This window comes from Exiguobacterium sp. K1 (genome assembly GCF_033721435.1).
Lineage (GTDB): Bacteria > Bacillota > Bacilli > Exiguobacteriales > Exiguobacteriaceae > Exiguobacterium_A > Exiguobacterium_A artemiae.
Window position 1 is genome coordinate 92,341 of the sequence record NZ_JAOTIT010000005.1, and the last position, 22,297, is coordinate 114,637.

27 protein-coding genes and 1 riboswitch are annotated in these 22,297 nt (G+C 44.8%); of the genes, 20 read left to right on the top strand and 7 right to left on the bottom strand.

Going from position 1 to position 22,297, the window contains the following annotated elements:
- The first annotated feature begins 46 nt into the window (after positions 1-46).
- Positions 47-313: a membrane protein insertion efficiency factor YidD gene (yidD, locus tag N7U64_RS11495; protein WP_214767295.1), complete on the top strand. Its 267-nt coding sequence runs from the start codon at positions 47-49 to the stop codon at positions 311-313.
- A 51-nt stretch (positions 314-364) separates the two neighbouring features.
- On the opposite strand, the gene N7U64_RS11500 is transcribed toward yidD, so the two are convergent.
- Both N7U64_RS11500 and N7U64_RS11505 read right to left on the bottom strand, forming a co-directional pair.
- A complete protein-coding gene (locus N7U64_RS11500) occupies positions 365-754 on the bottom strand; it encodes a tautomerase family protein (protein ID WP_012369434.1) in 390 nt (129 codons plus the stop codon).
- A 66-nt stretch (positions 755-820) separates the two neighbouring features.
- Positions 821-2,305 (bottom strand): aldehyde dehydrogenase family protein, encoded by a 1,485-nt coding sequence (locus N7U64_RS11505; protein ID WP_214850309.1) that lies wholly within the window; start codon positions 2,303-2,305, stop codon positions 821-823.
- Positions 2,306-2,497: 192 nt separating this feature from the next.
- Here N7U64_RS11505 and N7U64_RS11510 point away from each other — a divergent pair, with 192 nt between their 5' ends.
- The 6 genes from N7U64_RS11510 to N7U64_RS11535 all read left to right on the top strand — a co-directional run bounded on the left by N7U64_RS11510 (position 2,498) and on the right by N7U64_RS11535 (position 7,111).
- Positions 2,498-3,703: a DUF2254 domain-containing protein gene (locus tag N7U64_RS11510; RefSeq protein ID WP_318929850.1), complete on the top strand. Its 1,206-nt coding sequence runs from the start codon at positions 2,498-2,500 to the stop codon at positions 3,701-3,703.
- A 63-nt stretch (positions 3,704-3,766) separates the two neighbouring features.
- The gene (locus N7U64_RS11515) at positions 3,767-4,249 is read left to right on the top strand and encodes a DUF456 domain-containing protein (RefSeq protein WP_214767302.1); all 483 of its coding nucleotides are present in this window, start codon (positions 3,767-3,769) and stop codon (positions 4,247-4,249) included.
- Between the two features lie 144 nt (positions 4,250-4,393).
- Positions 4,394-5,779 (top strand): hemolysin family protein, encoded by a 1,386-nt coding sequence (locus tag N7U64_RS11520; protein WP_012369438.1) that lies wholly within the window; start codon positions 4,394-4,396, stop codon positions 5,777-5,779.
- Positions 5,780-5,925: 146 nt separating this feature from the next.
- Positions 5,926-6,366 carry an Ohr family peroxiredoxin gene (locus tag N7U64_RS11525; protein WP_012369439.1) on the top strand — a complete coding sequence of 147 codons (441 nt, stop codon included), beginning with the start codon at positions 5,926-5,928 and terminating at the stop codon, positions 6,364-6,366.
- Between the two features lie 31 nt (positions 6,367-6,397).
- Positions 6,398-6,568: a hypothetical protein gene (locus N7U64_RS11530; RefSeq protein ID WP_318929851.1), complete on the top strand. Its 171-nt coding sequence runs from the start codon at positions 6,398-6,400 to the stop codon at positions 6,566-6,568.
- A 30-nt stretch (positions 6,569-6,598) separates the two neighbouring features.
- Entirely contained in the window at positions 6,599-7,111 is a 513-nt protein-coding gene (locus N7U64_RS11535) for a type 1 glutamine amidotransferase domain-containing protein (RefSeq protein ID WP_012369441.1), read from the top strand.
- 54 nt (positions 7,112-7,165) lie between these two features.
- On the opposite strand, the gene N7U64_RS11540 is transcribed toward N7U64_RS11535, so the two are convergent.
- On the bottom strand, positions 7,166-7,573 hold the full coding sequence (locus N7U64_RS11540) for a VOC family protein (protein ID WP_012369442.1): 408 nt from the start codon (positions 7,571-7,573) through the stop codon (positions 7,166-7,168).
- A 255-nt stretch (positions 7,574-7,828) separates the two neighbouring features.
- On the opposite strand from N7U64_RS11540, the gene N7U64_RS11545 reads away from it, so the two are divergent.
- The 7 genes from N7U64_RS11545 to N7U64_RS11575 all read left to right on the top strand — a co-directional run bounded on the left by N7U64_RS11545 (position 7,829) and on the right by N7U64_RS11575 (position 14,219).
- Complete coding sequence (locus N7U64_RS11545; RefSeq protein ID WP_214767304.1) at positions 7,829-9,271, top strand: murein hydrolase activator EnvC family protein; 1,443 nt, start codon at positions 7,829-7,831, stop codon at positions 9,269-9,271.
- 209 nt (positions 9,272-9,480) lie between these two features.
- Positions 9,481-10,758, top strand: coding sequence for a murein hydrolase activator EnvC family protein (locus N7U64_RS11550; protein ID WP_318929852.1), 1,278 nt, complete (start codon positions 9,481-9,483; stop codon positions 10,756-10,758).
- Positions 10,759-10,818: 60 nt separating this feature from the next.
- Positions 10,819-10,929, top strand: a riboswitch (TPP riboswitch).
- A 117-nt stretch (positions 10,930-11,046) separates the two neighbouring features.
- Positions 11,047-11,856 (top strand): bifunctional hydroxymethylpyrimidine kinase/phosphomethylpyrimidine kinase, encoded by an 810-nt coding sequence (gene thiD, locus N7U64_RS11555; RefSeq protein ID WP_318929853.1) that lies wholly within the window; start codon positions 11,047-11,049, stop codon positions 11,854-11,856.
- On the top strand, positions 11,837-12,607 hold the full coding sequence (thiM, locus tag N7U64_RS11560; RefSeq protein WP_318929854.1) for a hydroxyethylthiazole kinase: 771 nt from the start codon (positions 11,837-11,839) through the stop codon (positions 12,605-12,607). Before thiD ends, thiM begins: the two co-directional genes overlap by 20 nt.
- On the top strand, positions 12,597-13,235 hold the full coding sequence (thiE, locus tag N7U64_RS11565) for a thiamine phosphate synthase (RefSeq protein WP_318929855.1): 639 nt from the start codon (positions 12,597-12,599) through the stop codon (positions 13,233-13,235). Before thiM ends, thiE begins: the two co-directional genes overlap by 11 nt.
- 14 nt (positions 13,236-13,249) lie before the next feature.
- On the top strand, positions 13,250-13,693 hold the full coding sequence (locus N7U64_RS11570) for a hypothetical protein (protein WP_251136039.1): 444 nt from the start codon (positions 13,250-13,252) through the stop codon (positions 13,691-13,693).
- A 160-nt stretch (positions 13,694-13,853) separates the two neighbouring features.
- Positions 13,854-14,219, top strand: coding sequence for a metalloregulator ArsR/SmtB family transcription factor (locus N7U64_RS11575; RefSeq protein ID WP_318929856.1), 366 nt, complete (start codon positions 13,854-13,856; stop codon positions 14,217-14,219).
- A gap of 35 nt (positions 14,220-14,254) precedes the next feature.
- Here N7U64_RS11575 and N7U64_RS11580 read toward each other — a convergent pair whose 3' ends face one another.
- The gene (locus tag N7U64_RS11580) at positions 14,255-14,899 is read right to left on the bottom strand and encodes a hypothetical protein (RefSeq protein WP_318929857.1); all 645 of its coding nucleotides are present in this window, start codon (positions 14,897-14,899) and stop codon (positions 14,255-14,257) included.
- Positions 14,900-15,062: 163 nt separating this feature from the next.
- Entirely contained in the window at positions 15,063-15,932 is an 870-nt protein-coding gene (locus N7U64_RS11585; protein WP_214767316.1) for a YitT family protein, read from the bottom strand.
- A gap of 139 nt (positions 15,933-16,071) precedes the next feature.
- On the opposite strand from N7U64_RS11585, the gene N7U64_RS11590 reads away from it, so the two are divergent.
- Positions 16,072-16,680, top strand: a complete 609-nt coding sequence (locus N7U64_RS11590) for a hypothetical protein (RefSeq protein ID WP_318929858.1) — start codon at positions 16,072-16,074, stop codon at positions 16,678-16,680.
- Positions 16,681-16,863: 183 nt separating this feature from the next.
- Positions 16,864-17,700: a formate/nitrite transporter family protein gene (locus tag N7U64_RS11595; protein WP_012369453.1), complete on the top strand. Its 837-nt coding sequence runs from the start codon at positions 16,864-16,866 to the stop codon at positions 17,698-17,700.
- Positions 17,701-17,780: 80 nt separating this feature from the next.
- Here the strand turns inward: N7U64_RS11595 and N7U64_RS11600 are convergent, their stop codons facing one another.
- A complete protein-coding gene (locus N7U64_RS11600; RefSeq protein ID WP_290829722.1) occupies positions 17,781-18,200 on the bottom strand; it encodes a DUF1232 domain-containing protein in 420 nt (139 codons plus the stop codon).
- A gap of 98 nt (positions 18,201-18,298) precedes the next feature.
- Here N7U64_RS11600 and N7U64_RS11605 point away from each other — a divergent pair, with 98 nt between their 5' ends.
- Complete coding sequence (locus N7U64_RS11605; RefSeq protein ID WP_318929859.1) at positions 18,299-19,522, top strand: aminopeptidase; 1,224 nt, start codon at positions 18,299-18,301, stop codon at positions 19,520-19,522.
- Positions 19,523-19,618: 96 nt separating this feature from the next.
- Here N7U64_RS11605 and murB read toward each other — a convergent pair whose 3' ends face one another.
- Positions 19,619-20,533 carry a UDP-N-acetylmuramate dehydrogenase gene (murB, locus tag N7U64_RS11610; RefSeq protein ID WP_012369457.1) on the bottom strand — a complete coding sequence of 305 codons (915 nt, stop codon included), beginning with the start codon at positions 20,531-20,533 and terminating at the stop codon, positions 19,619-19,621.
- Positions 20,534-20,793: 260 nt separating this feature from the next.
- Between murB and N7U64_RS11615 the strand changes: the two genes are divergently transcribed.
- Genes N7U64_RS11615 through N7U64_RS11625 form a run of 3 tightly spaced genes read left to right on the top strand, consistent with a single transcriptional unit; the run spans position 20,794 to position 22,222 of the window.
- Positions 20,794-21,309: a GNAT family N-acetyltransferase gene (locus N7U64_RS11615; RefSeq protein WP_290829727.1), complete on the top strand. Its 516-nt coding sequence runs from the start codon at positions 20,794-20,796 to the stop codon at positions 21,307-21,309.
- A 29-nt stretch (positions 21,310-21,338) separates the two neighbouring features.
- The gene (locus N7U64_RS11620; RefSeq protein ID WP_318929860.1) at positions 21,339-21,806 is read left to right on the top strand and encodes a GNAT family N-acetyltransferase; all 468 of its coding nucleotides are present in this window, start codon (positions 21,339-21,341) and stop codon (positions 21,804-21,806) included.
- 56 nt (positions 21,807-21,862) lie between these two features.
- Positions 21,863-22,222, top strand: a complete 360-nt coding sequence (locus N7U64_RS11625; RefSeq protein ID WP_012369460.1) for a hypothetical protein — start codon at positions 21,863-21,865, stop codon at positions 22,220-22,222.
- Positions 22,223-22,297 lie beyond the last annotated feature (75 nt).

Consider the following 22,297-nt stretch of genomic DNA (forward strand, 5'->3'; position numbering starts at 1 on the left):
ATCCTTTTCATATGCGTTAGAGTAAGGAAAAAGAAGGTGACACTATATGAAACAAATCCTGCTCGGTGGGATTCATTTTTATCAAAAAGTGATTTCACCGATGAAACCGGCGACCTGCCGATTTTATCCGACCTGCTCGCATTACGGAAAAGAAGCAATCGAGAAACACGGTGCCTTAAGGGGCGGTTATTTGACGACCCGTCGTTTGTTACGTTGCCAACCGTTCCATCCGGGCGGACTCGACTTTGTACCGGAGACATTTGACTGGAAAGCGCCGTTACAACGGGAAAACCCGGCAGAACATCAAAAGTAATTCAAAAAGAGTCTGAGCTCGTTAAACGAGTTCAGACTCTTTTTTTGAATGTTACAGGTCACCGGTTAAAAATTGTGCTTTTCCTAAACCGAAACTCCAGTCAGCTGCATCATTCTCGACGATTGAGACCATCAGATCAGCAGGCGAGAGTCCACATACAGCTTCCAACCGTTCAGCCAGTAAACGATAGAGTGCCTGCTTTTTCTCCTCTGTCCGTGTTTTACTTGTCACGCTGATAACGACGACTTGATTGGAACGTGTCAACCCGAGTCCGGTATCCTCAATGATCATTTCGTTCGCTTTATGCGTATGAACGATTTGATAACGATCCCGTTCCGGTACGTCAAAAGCTTCCAGCATCGCCTCATGGGCAGTATCGAGTAAAAGTTTCAGTTCTTCATCCGAGCGCCCTTCAATGACATCAAAACGCAGTAGTGGCATAGTCATCTTCCTTTCTATCTATATGTAGAAGTACGGGAAACCCCGTACTTCATATTTAAGCTTATCTTATTCAAAGAATGGTTTGTACTGACGGCGTTCGTGCATGACAGACAACCACTGCACAGTCGAGAATTCTTCAAGGACCCATTCTCCGTTGAAGCGGCCGAGACCTGAGTCTTTTTCGCCGCCGAACGGCATATGCGGCTCATCGTTGACGGATTGGTCATTGATGTGAATCATGCCTGTTTCGACTTGAAGTGCAAATTCTGTTGCGCGTTCAATTGAAGAACCGTGAACAGCACCGCTTAATCCGTAAGGAAGTGAGTTGGCGAGTTCAAGTGCCTCTGCGTCGTCTTTAAATGGAATGATGACAGCGACTGGTCCGAAGATTTCGTTTTTAGCAAGCGGCATATCGTTTGTAACGCCTGTTACGACCGTAGGAGCGATGACGTTTCCGTCTGCTTCACCGCCGACACGGACTGTTGCACCCGCTGCTTTAGTTTTTTCGATTTCTTCCATGATGCGGTCGACTTGCGATTGGTTGATCAACGGTCCGACTTGTGTGCGTCCGTTTGATGGATCACCAAATTGAAGTTCTTTGACACGCGCAACGTATTTTTCAACGAATTCATCATGAATGGATTGAGCAACCAAAATCCGGTTCGTCGACATACAAATTTGACCTTGGTGATAGAACTTGCTGTAAACCGCTGATTCGACAGCACGATCAAGATCAGCATCGTCCAGTACGACGAATACATTGTTTCCGCCGAGTTCAAGCGCTGTCTTTTTCAAGTGTTTTCCTGCAAGTTCACCGATGTGACGGCCGACTTCAGTAGAACCCGTGAATGAAATCAAACGTGGAACCGGATGCTCGACGATGGAGTCGCCGATTTCTGATCCGCGACCGACGATGACGTTTAAAACACCTTTTGGTAAGCCGGCTTTTTCAAAAAGACTGGCGAAAATCAAACCGCCTGAAACCGGTGTATCAGTTGCCGGTTTGACGACGACCGCGTTCCCGATAGCGATAGCTGTTGCGATTGAACGGACAGCAAGGTGGAACGGGAAGTTCCATGGGCTGATGACGCCGATGACACCAAGCGCTTTCCGGTAAATCCGGTTTTCTTTGCCAGGTACGACAGACGGACGAATTTCGCCGTGCATCCGTAATGGGAAAGTAGCAGCTTCTTTGACGATCAAGACAGAGGCAAGGAACTCGCCTTCAGCTTTAATGCGTGTACTGCCGGACTCCTTAATCAGCCAATTGACGATTGTTTCTTTTTCTTCGTACATGACTTTTAAAAATTCTTCAATCAATCCTTGGCGTTTCAGTGCCGGCACTTTTGCCCACTCTTTTTGGGCGACTTTGGCAGATTGGTAAGCATCATCCAAGTCATCGTTGTTAGCTGCTGAAATCTCAAACAGCGTTTCGCCCGTGAAAGGATTCGTATTTGTCATATTGCTGTCACTTGCGCCTTTGCGCCACTGACCGTTAATGAAAATTTTAGTGAAATCTGTGTTGAGTGTTGATTCAGTATGCTCTGACATAGCTTTTCATCTCCAATTCGTTTTGATAACACTTAAGTTATTCACGTTATGTGAAGAAGTAAAACACAAACCGACACTTTCACAAAGTGAATTGACTCGGCGGATTTTAATAAAGATGCCTGAGGACGTTTTACTAGATGAAGAAACAGGAATTAAAAATATATCGATATATTAGAGTGGAGTGGATGGAATGTGCAAAAGCTGAAATTGGTTTACCGGGAAACGAATTGGTGGTGGCCGCTCCTTTATGGGGTAGGCGGAGCAGTGTTGACGGCGGTTGTTCTGATGGTGGATTTGTATGCAAAAGAACTGTTTCCGAATGACTGGAAAACAACACTCGGTTTGGCTCAGACCATTCACAGTGCAGTCTTTACCGGATTATTAACGATGATGACATTTACGTTCTCGACGATTTTGGTCGTCCTGACAACCTATTCCTCACAATTTTCTCCCCGTACCTTACCGAACTTTATTGAAAATCGACAAGTTCAACATATTTTCGGGATTTTTATCGGAACCGTCACGTATTCGATTACGATGTTGTTCTTCATGCGACCGTCATTGAAAGATAGTGTCGTCGCTTCTGCCGTCGCCGTCATCGTTGTGTTGATCGCGGTCATTGCCTTTGTCGCATTCGTGCATATCGTCAGTCAATCGATTCGGGTCACGACGTTACTCGATCGTTTACATGAAGAAGGCTGTACGCTGATTGACGAGCATGTGGAAGCAATCGACGGAGGTCAGTATCAATTGGTGCCGGAAAACCGGTCGACGTATTCATTCGGACTTACCGCTCCGCAAACCGGTTATTTACAGGCAATCGATTATGAATTGCTGATGAAGTCAGGTGAGCGCGTCGCGATTGAGGTGACGATCGGGAGTTATGTCACGCAAGGGCAACGGATCGGCAGTGCCGAAAAAGAACATGTAGAACAAGGAATTCTTGTCGGCCCAACGCGTTCAGCAGAACAAGATTTTGCGTTTGTGATTCAAAAGCTGTCTGAAGTGGCACTTCGGGCGATTTCACCCGGGATTAATGATCCGAATACCTCACGCCATGCGATGCGGCAAATCGGTGATTTATTCAGACGGTACACCATGCTTCCGGACGGCGATCTCCTGGTCAACGGGGAAGGGTCGGTAACAGTCAAGCGGCTTGCGTTTTCTGAACTGTTGTACTTGACGTTTTATCAACTGCGGCATTACGGCGAAGAGGATATTTCAGTCCTTTCGACGATGCTTGAGTCACTTGAAATCATGAAACGGAATGCTTTACCGGAACATAGAGCGAGCATTGACCGGTTCATTCCATTTGTCTGCTCGGAGGTCGACTGGTCGGCATTAAACGACTGGGACCGTCAACATTTGGAGCAGGCTCAAAAAAGGGCACTTTCATGAAACCAGTCGCAGCTTTTTAACGTAATCAAGAGAAGAAAGAACAGCAGAAAGTAGGAGATTGGCATGACTATCATATTATGGAGTTTGATTGCAGTCTGTTTTTTGGCTGCGTTCGCAGGACTTGTCTATCCTGTCATTCCAAGTGCACCGTTACTCATCATTGGATTTTTGATTTATGGATTTGGATTCGGTTTTACCGAGTTGACCGTCAGTTTCTGGGTCATTCAAGCTATCTTCGTTATCCTGTTATTTACGTTAGATTATTTGGTCAGCTCTTATACCGTTGATCGACGCGGCGGTTCACAGGCCGCAAAAATCGCGACGACCGTCGGTTTGATTGCCGGTCCCTTTATCCTGCCTGGGATTGGATTGTTGATTTTCCCGTTCGTCTTTGCGATTTTAACGGAAAAAATCATCAGTAAGAAAACATGGAAGGATTCTGTTTCAATCGGAATCGGGACTGTGTTGGGCATTCTGTCGAGTGCCTTATTAAAAGGGATCGCCATGCTGTTAATGATTGTCGTATTCATCCTGTATGTCGTGTAAGGGAAAAGAAAGATTATCTGCAAGTACACATTTTCCGAGAGTTCCGTTATAGTATGAATATGAAAAAGTAGAGAAGCTTGTTCATTAAAAACAAGCTTCTTTTTGGTGGAGAAGACCGATGAGAAGCTGATCGGCTTAATTTAAATGGAGGTGAATCCCCTTAGTTTGGGGAAACGATTGGACAGTACACACGCAGTGGAGACATTCGATACAACAACGATTATCATTCGGCTTTTGATTATTGCACTTCTAATTGTGCTGACCGCTTTTTTTGTCGCAGCAGAATTTTCAGTTGTCAAAATGAGAATGTCCCGAATCGATCAATTGATTACAGAAGGCAGTAAAACCGCGAAGACGGCGAAAAAATTATTAGACAACCTGGATTATTATTTATCTGCCTGTCAGCTCGGGATTACCGTGACGGCCCTTGGACTGGGTTGGTTAGGCGAATCGACGGTCGGTGCGATTCTCGCGATGGTATTCAAGGAGATTGCACTTCCGGAATCCGTCTCGACGGTTGTTTCCTTTACGTTAGCCTTTTCCGTCGTGACATTTTTACACGTCGTCCTCGGAGAACTGGCACCGAAATCACTGGCGATTCAAAAAACGGAAGCCATTACGATGTTGCTTGCCCCGCCGCTTTATTGGTTCGGGAAAGTCATGAAACCCGTCATTTGGCTGCTCAACGGCTCAGCACGGGTCTTCTTGCGCCTGTTTGGTGTCGAACCCGTTGGTCATGAAGACGCTCACTCGGAAGAAGAAATCAAAATCATCATGACACAAAGCTACAAAAGCGGTGAAATCAATCAAACTGAGTTGTCGTACATGCAAAACATCTTTTCGTTTGATGAACGGATCGCGAAAGATATCATGTTGCCGCGGACGGATCTGATTACGATCTCAAACGATGCATCGATGGAGGACATCATTGCCCTTGTTGAAGAATACCAGTTCACCCGGTATCCGGTTGCGGAAGAAGGCGACAAAGATAAAATCTTAGGGTTTATCAATGCGAAACAATTGTTCACGGATCATATGGCGAACAAAGGGAAAGCACTGAGCTTTTATGTGCACAACCTGCCGATTGTATCGGAATATTCTCCGTTACAAGACGCGATGCTGAAGATGCAGGTCGAACGTACACCGATGGCGCTTGTCATCGATGAGTACGGTGGAACAGCCGGTGTCATCACGATGGAAGACATCCTGGAAGAAATCGTCGGTGAAATTCGCGATGAGTTTGATAAAGATGAAAAAGCGGACATCGAACAGATTCACGAGCGCTTGTACCGGATTTCAGGTCGTGTCTTGATTGACGACTTGAACGAACGGTTTAATCTCGGAATTGAAGAAGAAGACATTGATACAATTGGCGGCTGGGTCATGGCACAGGATACGGAAGTATCGAGCGGTCAGGAATTCCGTTATAAAAACCATACGGTCAAAGTCATGGAAGTCGACAATCATCAAGTTAAATCGATTTATCTACAGTTACCGGAAAAAGAACCGGTGACGGAAGAAATCGTTTGAATGTAAGACGGAAGACTACACTTCGGTGTAGTCTTTTTTTGTGAAAAAGAACACCTTTCATTGTTTATTCTTGTCGAGACAGTGGTAATACAGTTTATGTGGCCGAAACAAGCTACTAAAATTAGCGGATAAAGGGGTTCTTATTCATGACGAAAACAATTCTTACTTCACGTGCAACTGCAGTAGGGGGACGCGATGGAAAGGTCGCCTCTGACGATAACGTAATTAATTTAGATCTTGTCATGCCAGGTACAAAAGGCAAAGAAGATATTCCTACTTCAAATCCAGAACAATTATTCGCAGCAGGATACGCTGCATGCTTTGACGGGGCATTCAACCTGATGGCTCGCCAAGATAAAAAACGTGTTGAGACACGTACGAATTCTGAAGTCAGCTTACTTGAAGACGAAGAAGCAGGCGGCGTCAAAATTGCTGCTAAACTTGTTGTCGAAGTAGTTGGCGTAACAGAAGAAGAAGCACAGGACTTGCTGGAAAAAACGCATCAGTTCTGCCCGTATTCAAAAGCAACACGCGGCAACATCGATGTGGATTTGTCAGTAAAAGTCGTCGATTCTTTAGACAACTAAAATTTTATCCTCGTTGAAGGAGGGGAAGCAGATGGCTCCAAAAGAAACGGAACGACCAAACGAACAGTTTGAAGACGAACGAAAACGTTTGACGGACAAGGAACGTGAGCTTTCACCCGAACAACAGGAAGAAGTATTAAAAGGAAAAGACGAGATGCCGGACGATCCGGTTTCACCGCGAGACCGGGGAATGAACAAGTAACAAAAACTTTAATTTGGGGGATGAGCAACAATGGGTAAAAAAGTAGCAGTCGTGCTTGCTGATCATTTTGAAGATGTCGAGTTTACAGGTCCTGTCGATGCGTTAAAAGAAGCGGGTCATGAAGTAACAGTCATCGGAACAGAAAAAGGTGCAGAACTCGTCGGGAAACAAGAAGAAGCAAAAGTAACAGTCGATGTAACGATTGATGAAACATCTTCTTCAGACTTTGACGCACTATTGATTCCAGGCGGTTTTTCTCCGGACTTACTCCGTGAAGACGATCGTTTCGTCACATTTACGGAAGAGTTCGATACATCTAAAAAGCCAATCTTCTCAATCTGTCACGGTCCACAATTGATGATTAACGCGAAAATCGTCAAGGGACGCAAAATGACAGGATATAAATCGATTCGAATCGATTTAGAGAATGCGGGAGTGTCGTATGAAGACAAGGAAGTAGTCGTCGATGACAACTTCGTGTCAAGCCGTCAACCGGATGATATTCCGGCATTTAATCGCGAAATGCTAGCTAAATTAGGATAACTGCTTAAAGTGAAAATGAGCGCCCGCTGACTTCGATCAGCGGACGCTCATTTTTTAGTTTTCCGGATAATCACAAAGTTCCGTAATGACCCCATGCGAATGACGGGGGTCCATATAGATTAATCGTCGGCCGAGAGGAGTTTGACGGTAGGTGTCCTCTAAAAATGTAATTCCCCGTTGTTTTGCTTCCAAAATGGCTTGGTCCAAATCATCAACACGATAGGCAATATGATGAACGCCTTTTCCCCGTTGTTTTAAAAAGCGGGCAATCGGACTTTCCGGACTTGTCGGAGTCAACAATTCAATATGCGCATCTTCAAATTCAATGACAGCAATATTAGACGCAACCCCCGGTGTCGGATTGCTGTACTCACGAATTAACGTTCCTCCTAAAACAGTCGTATAAAACGTAATCGCTTCCTGCATATCCCGAACAGCGATGCCGGTATGATCTAAATACATAACAGTTCCTCCTTTACTTCGATAGTCATAGTGTGTCAAACTCTTTTCCAACACGCAATGAAGAAGATCCGGTTGGGGTGTCTGGATAGGAGCGAAAAGAGAACTTATCCAAAATGACATCTCACTGAAATATAATACAAGGAAAATGAATGCTATAATCAAAAACGTTCTTATAATTTTTAAAAAGTATTACTAAATTTAAATATCATCATTCGATTACTTATATAAACTACACAGAAAAAGAGGGAATACTACATGAAAAAAACGTTCGCGTCGCTCATCGTTTCGGCACTTATTCTTTCATCGACTCCTCACTTCGTAGCAGCAGATGACTTAAGTGAACAAAAAGCTAAAAACGAACAGAAGCAACAAGAAAATGCCAAAACACAAAAAAACTTAGAATCGTCCGTTAATCAAGAAGGACAAAAAATTTCCAAGACTCAGCAAGAAGTTAACCGCTTGGACGAAGCATTAAACGAAAAAATGTTTGCAGTTGAAACAAAAGACCGTCAGATCAAAGCAACTGAAGCAGAAATCGTTGAACTTGGAAAGCAGATCGAAAAGTACAAAGCGAAATTAAAACGCCAAGAAAAACTGCTTGGTGACCGTCTTCGTGTCATGCAAGAAAATGATGGGAACTCCATTAAATGGGAAGAAGTCATTTTTGGATCAAAAGATGTCGGGGATCTGGTCAGCCGCGTTTTAGCGGGGAAATCCATCTCACAACAAGATGATAAAATGATTACCGATTATCAAAACACACAAAAAAAATTAGCAGCTGCTCAACAAGAATTAAAAGATAAAAAAGCAAAACTTGTGACGGAGAAACAAGAGTTGAAACGTCAACAAGCGGAACTTGAGCAACAGCTCAAAGAACGTAACAAACGCTTAAAAGAACTCCGGAAACAGAAAAAGAAATTTGAAACTCAGTTGATGGATGCAAAAGAAGTACAACAAATTTTGATCGCGCAAGAGCAAGCAATTGCAGCTGAAAAAGCAGCTCGCGAACGTGAAGCACGAATCGAAAAAGAGCGTCAAGCGCAAGCGGCACGTGAAGCAAAAGCACGTGCAGAAGCACAGGCAGCACAAGCAGCAGCGGCTCAAAAAGCAGCAGCTGAACAACAGGCGGCAGAAGCAGCCGCTGCTAAAGCAGCAGCCAAAGCGGAACAAAAATCGTCAACACCTGCTACGTCGACGAAACAATCTACGCCATCTGTGACTGTGCCGAAAGCAGCACCGGCACCAACACCGGAACCGGCAGCACCAACACCTGCTCCATCATCTTCTTCTATGTTTATTCACCCGACAAGTGGATCAATCACACAAGGATATGGTTCAGCAAGCGGTTCGAACGGTTATTCTTTCCACAATGGAATTGATTTCGGAGCGCCGGTCGGTACGCCGATTGTTGCAGCAGCAACAGGAACGGTTATCACTGCATCAAGTGGTGGTCCGTACGGTAATCATGTCATGATCGCACACCAATTAAATGGAAAAACATATACAACGGTTTACGCGCATATGAGTTCATTAAATGCACATGCTGGACAACGTGTCAGTCAAGGACAACAAATCGGTGCCCTTGGCAGCACAGGGAATTCAACAGGCCCGCACTTACACTTTGAAATTCATGTAGGTGGTTACAGCTACAGTGCTTCAGGACCGGCGAATTCTGTAAATCCAATGTCGATGTTATAATTACGGAAAAAGCGATTGCTATGGCAATCGCTTTTTTTTGTGTGTCTTGATCAAAATGAAAAATGTTATATTGCAAAAAAACGCTTTCACTTGAAACATAAATGAAATTTTACTGAAACTATTACGATGCTATAATCAATCTCAGACATAAATACTTTGAATTAAATACTTTTCAAATAAGAAATCATACATAAGTGAGGAAATGAGACATGTTAAAAAAATTGTTGTCAACGGTATTGTTAGTAGTGTTGCTCGTATCAACTGCGCCGACTTCTGGTCATGCTGCAACGATTAAAGAAAAGAAATCTCAAAATGCGACAGAACAGCGTCGATTGGAAAAAGCCATTAAAAAGCAAGAAGCCAAAATATCGGTGGAACAACGCGAAATCAATAAAATTGATGCAGCGATTAATGAAAATATTTTCCGGATTTCCGAAAAAAATAAGCAGATTAAACAACTAAACCTTCAGATTGAAGATCTGGAAGCGGAAATCGTCCGCTATGAAATCATGCTCACACGTCAAGAAGAGTTGCTCGGAGACCGGTTACGTGTACTTCAAGAAAACGACGGTAATTCGATCAAATGGGAAGAAGTCATTTTTGGTTCGAAAGACCTGGGGGATTTATTCAGCCGTGTCATGGCCGGTAAAAAAATCGCCGAACAAGATGATAAAATGATTTCTGCTTATTTGGAAACACAGGAAAAGCTGGCGGAAATGAAAAAGAACCTCATCACTAAAAAACAAGAGCGTGTTCAAGAAAAAAAATCATTGCTCATTCAAAAGAAACAATTAAAACAACAGATGAAAGAACGGAGCGCAACCCTGAAAAAATTACGTAAAGGGAAGACGAAGTTTACGACAAAACTGTTGAGTGCCAAAGAATTACAGGCGACTTTAGAAGCTCAAGAAAGAGCGATTGCGGCAGCAAAAGCAGCAGCGAAAGCCGCTGCGGAAAAAGCGGCGGCTGAAAAGGCAGCAGCGGAAAAAGCAGCAAAAGAGGCGGCAAAATCAATGCCTAAATCAAGTGAATCAACGGTTGTTCCAACTCCTGTCAGCAGTGGACCGACCGGATCGGCGAAGTTTGTTCGTCCGGCTTCGGGTGGTATCTCACAAGGATTCGGACCGGCCAGTGGAGCGAACGGTTATACTTTCCATAACGGTGTCGATTTCAGCGGACCTGTCGGATCGCCAATTCGTGCGGCGGCTTCCGGAACGGTCATTACGGCCGGAAGCGGCGGACCTTACGGGAATCACGTCATGATTTCCCATTTCCTTGACGGTCAAGTGTATACAACGGTGTACGGTCATATGAATTCGTTATCGGTTTCAGCAGGTCAAACGGTCACTCAAGGTCAAACGATTGGTACTCTTGGGAGTACGGGTAATTCGACTGGACCGCATCTGCACTTTGAACTGCATATCGGTGGCTATCAATATAGTGCGTCAGGACCTGCCAACACGGTTAATCCACTTGGATACTTGTAAAAACGAGCTTCGGCTCGTTTTTTTGATGTTGCTGTGATACAGTGAAAAAGAATTTAAATTACGAGCAACTAGGGGAGCTGGAGGAGTCCGGCTGAGAGGAAAACCATTCTGTTTTCGACCCTGTCACCTGAACTGGATAATACCAGCGTAGGAAAGTTGAGATCGAAGACATGATTACTTTAACCGGTGAACCTGGTTATTCATGGCGTCGTCTGCTTTTTTACAGCGGACGGCGCTTTTTGTTGTCCGTTTTCTCCTTATTTGCTCAGGGGAAAGTGAGGAATTGGAATGAAACACGTATTAACGATCGCCGGATCCGACTCCGGTGGCGGAGCGGGAATTCAGGCGGATTTAAAAACATTTTCAGCACTCGGTGTATATGGCATGAGTGTCATCACGGCGATTACGGCACAAAATACATTGGGTGTTCAAGCGGTTGAAGACGTCTCTCCCAAGCTTGTGGAAGCGCAGTTAACCTCGATTTTTTCAGATATCCGTGTCGATGCCGTCAAGATTGGAATGGTTTCTAATCAGGAAACGATTCAAGTGATTTCCCGACAACTGGAAAAGTATCCTCTGCCGATTGTTCTTGATCCGGTCATGGTCGCAAAAGGTGGCCATGCTTTGTTACAACCGAATGCGGAACAGGCATTGCTCGAACAGCTGTTACCACTTGCGACCCTTGTGACACCGAATATTCCTGAAATCGAGCGGATGATCGGCGGAACCGTCCATTCACTTGCTGATATGAAGCAAGCAGCGGTCAAGCTGATTGAACGACAAACAGGAGCTGTGTTGCTCAAGGGCGGGCATTTGGAAGGGCAAGACGCCACTGATCTTTTATACACGGACGAACGGTATGTTGTCTTTGAACAAGAACGGATTGAGTCCCGTCATACGCACGGGACAGGCTGTACGTTGTCCGCTGCTATCGCTGCCAACCTGGCTCTTGGTCATTCACTGGAAGACAGCGTCCGTTATGCGAAACGTTATGTGACCGAAGCGATTCGTCACGGTTTTGCTCTTGGACACGGAATTGGACCGACACATCATTTTCATGAACTTTGGAGGGATACACATGCTACGACGCATCCATGATAAAAAACCATTAATTCATCATTTAACGAATACCGTCACGATCAATGATTGTGCTAATATGACACTTGCGCTTGGAGGATCTCCTGTCATGGCAGAGGACCTGCTCGAAGTCGAAGAGATGGTTGGTCTTTCAGACGCCGTCGTGATTAATACAGGAACCATCAATCCGGACATGCGCAAAGCACAGCTGCTAGCAGGGAAAACGGCTAACCGGCTGGGGAAACCGGTCATTTTGGATCCGGTGGGTGCGGGAGCCACGACATTAAGAACGGATTTTATGAAACAACTGATGGAGGAAATCACCTTTACGGTCATCAAAGGAAATGCTTCGGAAATTAAAACGTTGCTTGGACAGGTTGCTCGAACGAAAGGGGTCGATGTGGCGGAAGGAGAATCACTCGATCTTCAAAGTGTTCACGCCTTCGCTTCCCAGACGAAACAAGTCATCGTCGTCACCGGACCCGTTGATTTTGTGACAGATGGAGTCCGTCAACATCATTTGGACGTCGGAACAAAACGACTCGGCCAAGTGACGGGAACAGGATGTATGACCGCTTCCTTGATTGCGACTTTTTTGGGAGCAGGATACGATCATTTCGACGCAGCTGTATTTGGGACGTACGCCATGGGAAAAGCAGGGGAAACGGCCGGAAATCGTCCTGGTATCGGCAGTTTTCGGACCGGATTGTTTGACGCGGTCAGTCTGATGACAGAGGAAAGTTTGCCGGAGGTGCAGATGAATGGACAGTGAATACTTGATTTATGCAGTGACGGATAGACGTCTGCACCCGCATCTTCCCTTGGAGGATGCTGTCGAAGCAACGATTAAGGGCGGTGCAACGATTGTTCAATTACGGGAAAAAGAGATGTCGGGTAAGAATTTTCTCGAATCAGCCGTTGTACTGAAGGATCTGACTGCCCGTTATAATATTCCGTTGATTATCAATGACCGGATCGATATCGCTTTATTAGTCGAAGCGGGCCTGCATATCGGTCAAGATGATATTCCTTTAACGGAAGCACGTCGATTGTTACCGACGGCGACGATCGGTGTTTCCGTTTCAACGGTCGAACAGGCTGTGGCAGCAGAGCAGGACGGTGCAGATTATTTAGGAGTCGGGTCACTTTTTCCGACGGCGACGAAACAAGATGCGACATTCATGTCACGTGTGACATTAGAGCAAATCAGGAAAGCCGTTCGCATCCCGTTAGTAGGCATCGGTGGAATTAGCGAAACAAATGTATCGTTACTTGATTCTCTCGTAGATGGATATGCCGTGGTGTCCGCTTTGTTTGCCAATCCGGAAATTGAACGAACGACGAAAAAGTTTAAACAGACCGTCGAACAAGTGCGTCAGAGCGTTTCAGACAGGGTATAATCCTTCTAGAGGTGATGGTCGTGAAATGGCAGTCTGTTCGATTTCGAGGACGATGGATTCGATATAAAATCGAACCGCAAATCATTCGAGTCGAAAATCGCGGGAAATATCATTTAGGGGCAGCTCTATTTCCTTTCCCGAATCGTTATTCCTATCAACTGGCGGTCTTATTAAAGAATAAATACCAGCAACAGTATAAACGTTCCTTACTCATTCAAACGAGTTCCATCGCAACGGAAATCTGGGGACACACACATCTGGACATTTTTTACCGGATGCTGCTGCCGCTTCCGTTACCCCGTTTTTTACGGAAACGTTACCAGGAGCGTTTGAAAAGTACAGGTGTGATTGATATCGGTGTACGTGCCGTCGATTCCAATCGTATCGTATGGGATATCGGAAATTTTTTGGGCGGTTGGTTCTTTTATGCCGTCTCAAGACGAAACCGTGACAAATGAACAGGTCTGCTTTCCGTTTTGGATGAATGGGAAGCAGACCTGTTTTGTTTTTCGATGTTCAGTTACCGGATTTAAAGGAGTCAGTCGTTGGAGTCTTGGAGTGATTTCCTTGCAATTCATTTGAAACGATGGTGGAATTAAAGGGAAAGAGGTGATGACTGTGGATGCACCACGTTGTGAAACGATTGCGATTGATCAGGTACGTGCGCAAGAGATTGAGCAAGTCGTCGATACGATTCCGACGACAGATATCGGAAAGTTATTCAAAGTCCTGTCAGATGCCACGCGTCTGCGGATTGTTTACGCCTTAACGGTAGAAGAGGAACTTTGCGTCTGTGATGTCTCGGCTTCGGTAGATTGCTCGATTGCAACAGCTTCTCACCATCTCCGCACCTTGCTGAAACAAGGTTTGGTGAAATATAGAAAAGAAGGTAAGGTCGTCTACTACTCGTTGGACGATCACCATGTCTCATCGCTCGTCCATCTGGCCATGGAGCATGTAAACGAGGGGAAGGCGTCCTCATAAGTCTGCTCCATCACAAAAACAAACACGCATCGTTCTTACGGACGGTACGTGTTTGTTTTGTTTTCGAGAATTGGTTTGGGCCGGTGAAATAAAATAATGGTCGTTGCGATTAACAAAAAAGCTAAAATGGATAAGCTGAAGCACATCCGTTTATATTCTGCCGTCATTTCAGTAGTCAATTCCAGTTTTTGCTCCAGATCACGATATAATTTGTCTTTGATTTGCGACAGATCTTCAAGAATTGTTTGAGTCGTTTGAGTCGTTTGTTTCGCCAACTTTTTCGCACGTTGCGGATGATCTGTTTCGTAGACGGTAAACACCTCTTGAATCTCTTCTTCCCACGCATTGTTGCGTGACAATAAATCTTTTACTGCCCCGGGGGTCTGATTGGAGGAATTCAGTAATCGCCGTAAATCATGAACTTTAGAGGTGGAAAAATAGTATTGTTCGATGTAACGATCATCTTCGTATAATAGCAGTCCCCGAACAGCATTCGCCCGGTCGCGATTATGCTCTATCAGTTGGTCCACTTGTTTAATCATTGGAATGTCCTGTGTATGCATCTCTGCCGTCAGCTTCGAAATCGTACGATACCCGCTGAGAGCGTAGAGGAGGGGGATCGAGGCAAACAGGCTGACGACTAGAATAAGGATGATGCGGTGACGCCATAATTGATTCATACAATCCGTCCTTTTTTTTACAAAACGTAATGTCATTAGCTTAACCACTATTTCCCAAAAAGTGAAGGATTCTTCAGAAAAATGTGGAACATTTTCTTTGGATTTGCGTATTATACACAAAAAAACCGCTACAACGAGTGTAGCGGCGACAGAATTAAGGCTATTAAAAAGAATAGGAATGCTCTTTATAGTTACCGAAGACCGTGTGAATTTCAGAAAATGTAACAAAGGCATTTGATTCGACGGAGGAAACAATTTCCTGAAGCTTAAGAATTTCATTGTTCTGAACAACGACATAGACCATCTTTTTCGTTCGTTTCGAATATCCGCCGCGGGCATCGAGAATCGTTACACCGCGCCCAAGTTCTTTTGTAATGACATCATTGATTTCATCGGCTTTTTCACAAATGATGATACATTGTTTAGAAGCAGAGTAAAAACTGTATACTGTCTGAAGTGCTTTTGCTCGAACGAAACTCATGATTAAAGCATACATGACATGTTTTAAATCAAACACGAACCAGACAAGTACATAGATGACCAAATCCTGCATTAAAAAAATACGCGGAAGCGGCCAATTGTGGAAGCGGGCATAAAAAAACTTTCCAAGAATATCAAGACCGCCAGTCGAGGCGCCGCCAAAGAAGATTAAAGCCATTGCCAAACCGGAGACAAGTCCGGCAAAAATGGAAGCGACCAGTGGATCATTTAAAGATTCCGGAACGATTTGCGTCGGAATCCAGTCAATCAGGAATGATGAAGCCAAGACGATGAGACCGGATAAAAACATAAAACGTTTTCTCAAAAAACGAAATCCTAGTAAAAAAAGTGGAATATTCAAGACCAGTTGTGTCAAGCCGATTGGCGTGTGGAATAATTCCTGAACAATAAGTGTGATTCCCATGATTCCGCCGGATCCGATATCATTCGGCGATAAGAGAAGACTGATGTACAACGAGTACAGCAACGTCCCGATCAAGAGGAAACCGATTTTCTCTGTACGTTTTTTCTTTGCGGGCTGTTTAGTTTTCATGTTGATTGATGAGTAATCTCATGCTCCTCCTCCATAAAGTATCTGCCTGCAAGAGTACGCTGATATGAGGATTAATTCAACCCCTGTTTTGAAAAAAGAACAATCAAACCATCTGTTTTTCAGAAAGGAGACCATTTTTTTGAAAAAAATCATACTGGTCATTCTCTGCATTGGACTCGGATTATCGGCAGGATCATGGTTTGTTCTGAATTTACAGCAGCCACCGGAAGAAGAGCGTTTTAAGGATGGTCAGGTGATTGCGCGTCATGTCGGGATTTCGGTTTCCAATACGGCTGCGATTGAAGAGCTGGTTAAGCAGTTGCCATTTTCAGAAGCTTTGACTGCCGTATCGGTAGAGGGGACATCGGTGAAGATGACGTACGAACCAGCCGAAAAAGAGCAGGCGGACTGGACGGGTAGTAATGGAAAGACAGTCCGGTCTGCCGGTGCTTCTTTTCTCGAAAGCCGATTATCCAAGCTGATCATGCATCAGACATTAGCACTTTTTTTAAGTGTCTCTGATTTATCTGAACTTCAAATCCGTTACACCGACACATTTTCTGATGTCACGTTTGAGACGGATCGACAACGGATTGAAGATTATACACCGCGGGATATCGAGCGGGCCACTTCTTCCGCAACCAGATTTAACCGCGTCGTTGTCGAAGACTATGTACTGGTCGGATCCAGACGATCGGTATTCTTTAAAAAATTCGAGGATGCGCTTCAAATCCTTCCTTCAAACTAGTTGTATTCACCAAGAAAAGGCACTTTTCACAAACTTGACACAATGGTATCGTTTACATCCTCCTCTTTTAATAAAACGCTAAATAGTGTCTATTCATGACTTGAACATCTTATAAGATGGAAGTATGATAATAAATGAACAGACATTGTGAAGTGTTGAACAAAAGAAAGCGGGGTTTCTACAATGAATGAAGTAGAAGCATTAGAAGGGTTAAGAAAAAAAGCTGTCAAATCGACACAAATGCTACGGATGCGTCCGCTGGAATATTTGGTTCGAGCGATGTTAGCTGGAGTATTCATTGGTTTTGCCATCATATTTACACTCAAAGCAATCAACGGTTTATATTTAAATGAATCACCGGTTACGACGCTTGTCGGTGGATTGACATTCGGTGTCGCACTCGTCTTGATCGTCTACGGCGGAGCAGAATTGTTTACCGGAAACACCATGTATTTCACGACGTCGACCATGCGTGGTTTTACTTCGAAAATGGATACATTGAAAGTATGGACACTATGTTTTATCGGAAACGGTCTTGGTGGACTTGCCTTCGCCTTACTCTTTTCACAGACAGGAATTATCCAGGAGCTCGGAATGGAGAACTGGTTGTTTGCTGTTTCCGAAACGAAAATTCATCATACGACATGGGAGATCTTCACACGAGCCATCTTCTGTAACTGGATGGTCTGTCTAGCGATTTTCATTCCGAAAAATATGAAAAACGAACTGGCACAAATCATGATGATGATGATTTTAGTTGCTGTGTTCTTTGCCTCCGGTTTTGATCACGTCATTGCCAACATGGCCTTGTTCTCACTGGCTTTAGTCGTTCCGCATCCGGAAGCGATTTCCTTTGCCGGTGCGATCCATAACCTGGTTCCGGCATTGCTTGGAAACATCATCGGCGGAGCATTGTTCATGGGGATGGTTTACACATGGCTTAATAAATCAAAGCTGGAAGTAGAACAGTCAAACGAACAGGCAGCGACAATCAACATCGCTTCCAAACAAAAAGCTTAAAAATCGTTAAGGACGTCGTTATAAAAACAAAAAAGAAGGATTCGATGAAAAATCGGATCCTTCTTTTTTGATGTCTGTCATTATTCGAGATGTTGAAAACGATCGACATCTGCTGCTAGTTCTTCATAAATGGCTTCGACGATTTGAGCATCATCGAACAGGCCTAAAATATTTTCATCGGGCAGGGCATCAACCGGAGACGTGAAGTACAAAACGGCCGTCAATAAAAGTTGTTCCTGTTCTGGTTGCATTTCGAAACGTTTGTTGTACAAAGCACGTAACATCTCGAGCAACTGCTTGAGCTGGAAGTAAAGAACAAGTTCTGCTTCGCGTTCGACATCCGAGCCGTCCTCAGAGGCAAGATCTGTCGTCAATCGGGCTAATCCGAGTTCCCCTTGGATCAATAAGTCTTCCTGAGCTTTCGCATTTCCGACCGCGGTTAACGCTTGCCGGTGAAAATAGGTGTAAGCGGATTTAAAATCGCCTGGTGTAAATTCCATCATCAACACTCCTTCTGTATCTCTAGTTTCACCTTATTTCTTGCAAAATTGCAACTATTTCGTGAAAATAAGAGTAATAGTTGAAAGGGGATTACATAATGTCGACTCAAGAACAATTAAAAAAATATGCCGCACTTGCAGTACGTACAGGAATTAACCTGCAAGCCGGTCAGCAACTCGAAATTCGGGCGGGGATTGAAAATGCACCGCTAGTCCGTGAAATCACACGCGTTGCCTACGAAGTGGGCGCTTCGAATGTCTACGTCCAATGGTCAGATGACGAAATGACGAAAATCCGTTACTTCGACGCACCGGAAGATTCATTTGATGCGTTCCCGGACTGGCTGAAAGCCCGCTTTGATCAGTTGGCAGAAGAAAAAACAGCCTTCCTGTCCGTTGTCAGTGAAGATCCTGACTTATTAAACGGCGTCGAATCCAGCCGGATTGCCCGGGCGAATAAAGCTGCAGGGGTGGCATTGGCAAATTGGCGTAAGTTCGTCATGAGCGATAACGTCAGCTGGTGCGTCATAGCCGCGCCGTCAGATGCCTGGGCGGCAAAGGTATTCCCAGACTCGGAACACGCTGTAGAAGACCTGTGGGAAGCTATCTTGAAGGCGACACGTGTCGATCAGGACAATCCGGTCGCGGCGTGGGAGCAACATGATGCGAACCTGCGGACGAAAGCAACCTTCCTGACAGAAAAGAAATACAACAAGTTGCATTATTCAGCACCCGGAACGGAACTGACGATTGAACTGCCGGAGCGTCACGTCTGGTTAGGTGGCGGCGGACCAAACGCGGATGGTGTTGACTTCATCGCCAATCTGCCGACGGAAGAAGTATTTACGTTACCGAAGAAAACAGGCGTCAACGGTCATGTTTCGAGCACGAAACCGCTCAGCTACAGCGGGAATCTCATTGATGAATTCACATTATGGTTTGAAGACGGAAAAATCGTCAAAGCCGAGGCAAAACAGGGGCAGGCAGCGCTTGACGAACTCATCTCATTGGATGAAGGCGCCCGTTATCTCGGAGAAGTGGCCCTCGTACCTCACCACTCACCGATTTCAGATTCGGGTATCTTGTTCTACAATACGTTATTTGACGAAAATGCTTCGTGTCACTTGGCAATCGGTCGTGCGTATTCAACATGTCTCGAAAACGGTCCGAGTTTATCAAATGAAGAATTGGCGGCACAAGGCGCAAACGATTCAATGACACACGTCGATTTCATGATCGGTTCAGGTCAGATGTCGATTGACGGTGAGTTGTCTGACGGGACACGCGAACCATTGATGCGTGACGGAAACTGGGCAATCTAATGCAGGAATTTTGACGGAAAGAAAAACGAGGGAGCACCCGGGCAGAATTAACATGCCGCGGTGCTCCCTTGTTTAGTTCGATGGGATGAACAGGAATCAAGCTTCTTCGCCGATGATTTTTACTTCCGGCTCCAGTAAGATACCGAACTTTTCCTGGACGGTTTCCTGAACGTGGCGGATGAGCGAGATGTAGTCGGTCGCTGTGGCATCCTTGATATTGACAATGAAACCAGCGTGTTTTTGTGACACTTCCGCGCCACCGATTCGTGCACCTTGCAAGCCGCTGTCTTGAATCAGTTTACCGGCAAAATATCCTTCCGGACGTTTGAAGACACTCCCGCATGAAGGATACTCGAGAGGTTGTTTCGTCTCACGTTTATGCGTCAGATCGTCCATCATTTCCTTGATTAAAGCAGGGTCGCCTTCTGTTAATGAAAAACGTCCTTCGAGAATGATGTACTCTTTTTTCGAAAAACAGCTTGTCCGGTACCCGAGCTCAAGTTCTTCGTGTGAGATGTTTAACAGCTCACCTTTACGTGTCAAGACCGTTGCACTGTGGAGGCAGTCTTTTACTTCTCCGCCATAGGCACCGGCATTCATGATGAGTGCGCCGCCAATCGTTCCCGGGATACCGCAGGCAAACTCAAGACCGCTTAAGGCGTGGTCGTAGGCGATACGTGAAGCCTGGATGATGGCCGCACCGCTCTGCGCGATCAGTTCATGTCCTTCAACCGAAATATCCGTTAATTTTTCAAAGGATAAAACGATGCCGCGGATACCGCCGTCGCGGACAACGAGATTCGAACCGTTTCCAAGCATCGTCAACGGGAGGTCATGTTCATAGGCATACCGGACAGCGAATGCAGTTTCTTCGTATGTCGACGGGATGAGGAATAAATCTGCCAGTCCACCCATCTTGGTGTACGTATGGTTTTTTAAGGGTTCATTAATTAAAACAGCTTCTTTTGCAATACCTTCATATAATCCAGCTAATAATTGCTCAGTCATCATGTCTCAGTCCTTTTTCATAAATTCCATTCAGCCAAAAAACGCTCAAAATATATTTTACACTAATTCCGTGATTGATGTTTAGCATACTGTTCCCAAAATACAGAGTTGACAGATAAAAAGCAAGCTGTTCGTGAAGAATGTAATCGAATCAACATGTAGATGTTGTTTTCTTTTTATAAAAAATGAGTGGATTGTGAATGAATAAAAGTAAAAAAGGGAAAATTAAAGAAACGACTGTCATCCGGAAAGAGGGGATTTAAATGGAAAGTGAACGACTGGAAATGCGACCGTTCGTAGAAGAGGATTTTACGTTTTATAAAACCCTTGTTCAAAATGAGCAGGTCATGCGTTACATCAACGGCGGTGTCGTCTTAGACGAGGATGAGGCGCGGAGTTGGTTTGAGCGTCAACTGGATCGCTACAAGGATGAGCGGCAAACCGGATTTTTATTGTTAATCAAAAAAGAGACGAATGAACCGATTGGATTTGCCGGACTGCTTTTACAAACAGTCGATGGAATCGAGGAACTCGAAGTCGGCTACTGGTTGACGCCGATTCATTGGAAAGTGGGATATGGCCGGGAAGCAGCCAAACGACTGATGCGCGAAGCATTCGAGCGGGGACATGACCGTCTCATTTCCATCATTCATCCGGAAAATCATTCTTCGCAAAATGTTGCGCGGGCGAATGGGTTACAATGGGAAAAAGACACGTTGTTCAACGGAATTCCGGTCGTTATCTATTCCTGCCGGTTGTCCCGATTGTTCAGAGGTTGAATTTAGAAGCCAAGAGGAGCGAATCAGGTATGTATCAGACAAAGTGGATGGGGTTCAATGAGTTGGATAATACAAGCTTGTATCAATTATTGAAATTAAGAACAGATATATTTGTCGTGGAGCAGAATTGTCCGTACCCGGAACTCGATAACCGTGATCAAGATGCCCTGCATGGTCTCGCATATGACGGCGAACGTTTGATTGGTTGCCTGCGCATTTTGCCGAGGAAGTCGTCAGGCGCCGTTGCAATCGGTCGGGTAGCGGTCCAAACGGATTACCGGTCAAACGGCGTAGCAAGAAAACTGTTGAACGAAGCGATTACTCACATCGAGAAGCAAGGGGAATCATTGATTGATCTCCAGGCTCAGGCACATTTGAAACGGTTTTACGGTTCCTTTGGTTTTAAAGAAACATCCGATGTCTATTTAGAGGACGGAATTCCTCATCTAGACATGCAAATGAACTTGGGGGAAGATTTAAAAAGACTTCAGGAATAGGACGGACGAACCGATGAAGAGAGCAGGAAGAACTTTGTCTGGAGGTGAGTCAGTCATTGAAAAAAGTACTGGTCATTCTCGCGTTAAGTTTGATTGGCGTATTGTCGTTTGCTGTCGGAATTTCCTACGCTGAACTTCAAAGTAGTCAACGCAGTGCAGAAGAACAGTTGACGAAGATGTTGCAGACACAGCACAACATCGATAAAACGTCACTACTGGAAGTGAAGGCTTCTTTTTCCATTCAACATCGTCAAGTGATTAAAGTACGTTTGCGCGGTGAACCGGCAATTACTTATGAATTCATTCAGCCTAAACAACAGATTGAATACAGCGGCTCGGTTGGAACCAGTGTTGAAAAAACCGGAAAACAGGATGAAGCATTCCGGAATTCACATCTCCAGTTAAGTAAAAAATAAAAATCTTGGTGCTTCTTTCTCCATAAAGAAGCTGCCAAGATTTTTTTTGAGCCTTTCAAGACGATTCAATATTGC

What these genes read in the sequence shown, in the direction of transcription:
- N7U64_RS11515 (WP_214767302.1), top strand. Translation starts at nt 3,767, where the DNA reads ATGACTATCATATTATGGAGTTTGATTGCAGTCTGTTTTTTGGCTGCG.
- N7U64_RS11600 (WP_290829722.1), bottom strand. Translation starts at nt 18,200, where the DNA reads ATGGAATTTACACCAGGCGATTTTAAATCCGCTTACACCTATTTTCAC.
- N7U64_RS11570 (WP_251136039.1), top strand. Translation starts at nt 13,250, where the DNA reads ATGGTCGTGAAATGGCAGTCTGTTCGATTTCGAGGACGATGGATTCGA.
- N7U64_RS11585 (WP_214767316.1), bottom strand. Translation starts at nt 15,932, where the DNA reads ATGAAAACTAAACAGCCCGCAAAGAAAAAACGTACAGAGAAAATCGGT.
- N7U64_RS11550 (WP_318929852.1), top strand. Translation starts at nt 9,481, where the DNA reads ATGTTAAAAAAATTGTTGTCAACGGTATTGTTAGTAGTGTTGCTCGTA.
- N7U64_RS11595 (WP_012369453.1), top strand. Translation starts at nt 16,864, where the DNA reads ATGAATGAAGTAGAAGCATTAGAAGGGTTAAGAAAAAAAGCTGTCAAA.
- N7U64_RS11505 (WP_214850309.1), bottom strand. Translation starts at nt 2,305, where the DNA reads ATGTCAGAGCATACTGAATCAACACTCAACACAGATTTCACTAAAATT.
- N7U64_RS11615 (WP_290829727.1), top strand. Translation starts at nt 20,794, where the DNA reads ATGGAAAGTGAACGACTGGAAATGCGACCGTTCGTAGAAGAGGATTTT.
- N7U64_RS11540 (WP_012369442.1), bottom strand. Translation starts at nt 7,573, where the DNA reads ATGTATTTAGATCATACCGGCATCGCTGTTCGGGATATGCAGGAAGCG.
- thiE (WP_318929855.1), top strand. Translation starts at nt 12,597, where the DNA reads ATGGACAGTGAATACTTGATTTATGCAGTGACGGATAGACGTCTGCAC.
- N7U64_RS11605 (WP_318929859.1), top strand. Translation starts at nt 18,299, where the DNA reads ATGTCGACTCAAGAACAATTAAAAAAATATGCCGCACTTGCAGTACGT.
- N7U64_RS11500 (WP_012369434.1), bottom strand. Translation starts at nt 754, where the DNA reads ATGCCACTACTGCGTTTTGATGTCATTGAAGGGCGCTCGGATGAAGAA.
- thiM (WP_318929854.1), top strand. Translation starts at nt 11,837, where the DNA reads ATGCTACGACGCATCCATGATAAAAAACCATTAATTCATCATTTAACG.
- N7U64_RS11535 (WP_012369441.1), top strand. Translation starts at nt 6,599, where the DNA reads ATGGGTAAAAAAGTAGCAGTCGTGCTTGCTGATCATTTTGAAGATGTC.
- N7U64_RS11580 (WP_318929857.1), bottom strand. Translation starts at nt 14,899, where the DNA reads ATGAATCAATTATGGCGTCACCGCATCATCCTTATTCTAGTCGTCAGC.
- murB (WP_012369457.1), bottom strand. Translation starts at nt 20,533, where the DNA reads ATGATGACTGAGCAATTATTAGCTGGATTATATGAAGGTATTGCAAAA.
- N7U64_RS11620 (WP_318929860.1), top strand. Translation starts at nt 21,339, where the DNA reads ATGTATCAGACAAAGTGGATGGGGTTCAATGAGTTGGATAATACAAGC.
- N7U64_RS11545 (WP_214767304.1), top strand. Translation starts at nt 7,829, where the DNA reads ATGAAAAAAACGTTCGCGTCGCTCATCGTTTCGGCACTTATTCTTTCA.
- N7U64_RS11525 (WP_012369439.1), top strand. Translation starts at nt 5,926, where the DNA reads ATGACGAAAACAATTCTTACTTCACGTGCAACTGCAGTAGGGGGACGC.
- N7U64_RS11530 (WP_318929851.1), top strand. Translation starts at nt 6,398, where the DNA reads ATGGCTCCAAAAGAAACGGAACGACCAAACGAACAGTTTGAAGACGAA.
- N7U64_RS11520 (WP_012369438.1), top strand. Translation starts at nt 4,394, where the DNA reads ATGGAGGTGAATCCCCTTAGTTTGGGGAAACGATTGGACAGTACACAC.
- yidD (WP_214767295.1), top strand. Translation starts at nt 47, where the DNA reads ATGAAACAAATCCTGCTCGGTGGGATTCATTTTTATCAAAAAGTGATT.
- thiD (WP_318929853.1), top strand. Translation starts at nt 11,047, where the DNA reads ATGAAACACGTATTAACGATCGCCGGATCCGACTCCGGTGGCGGAGCG.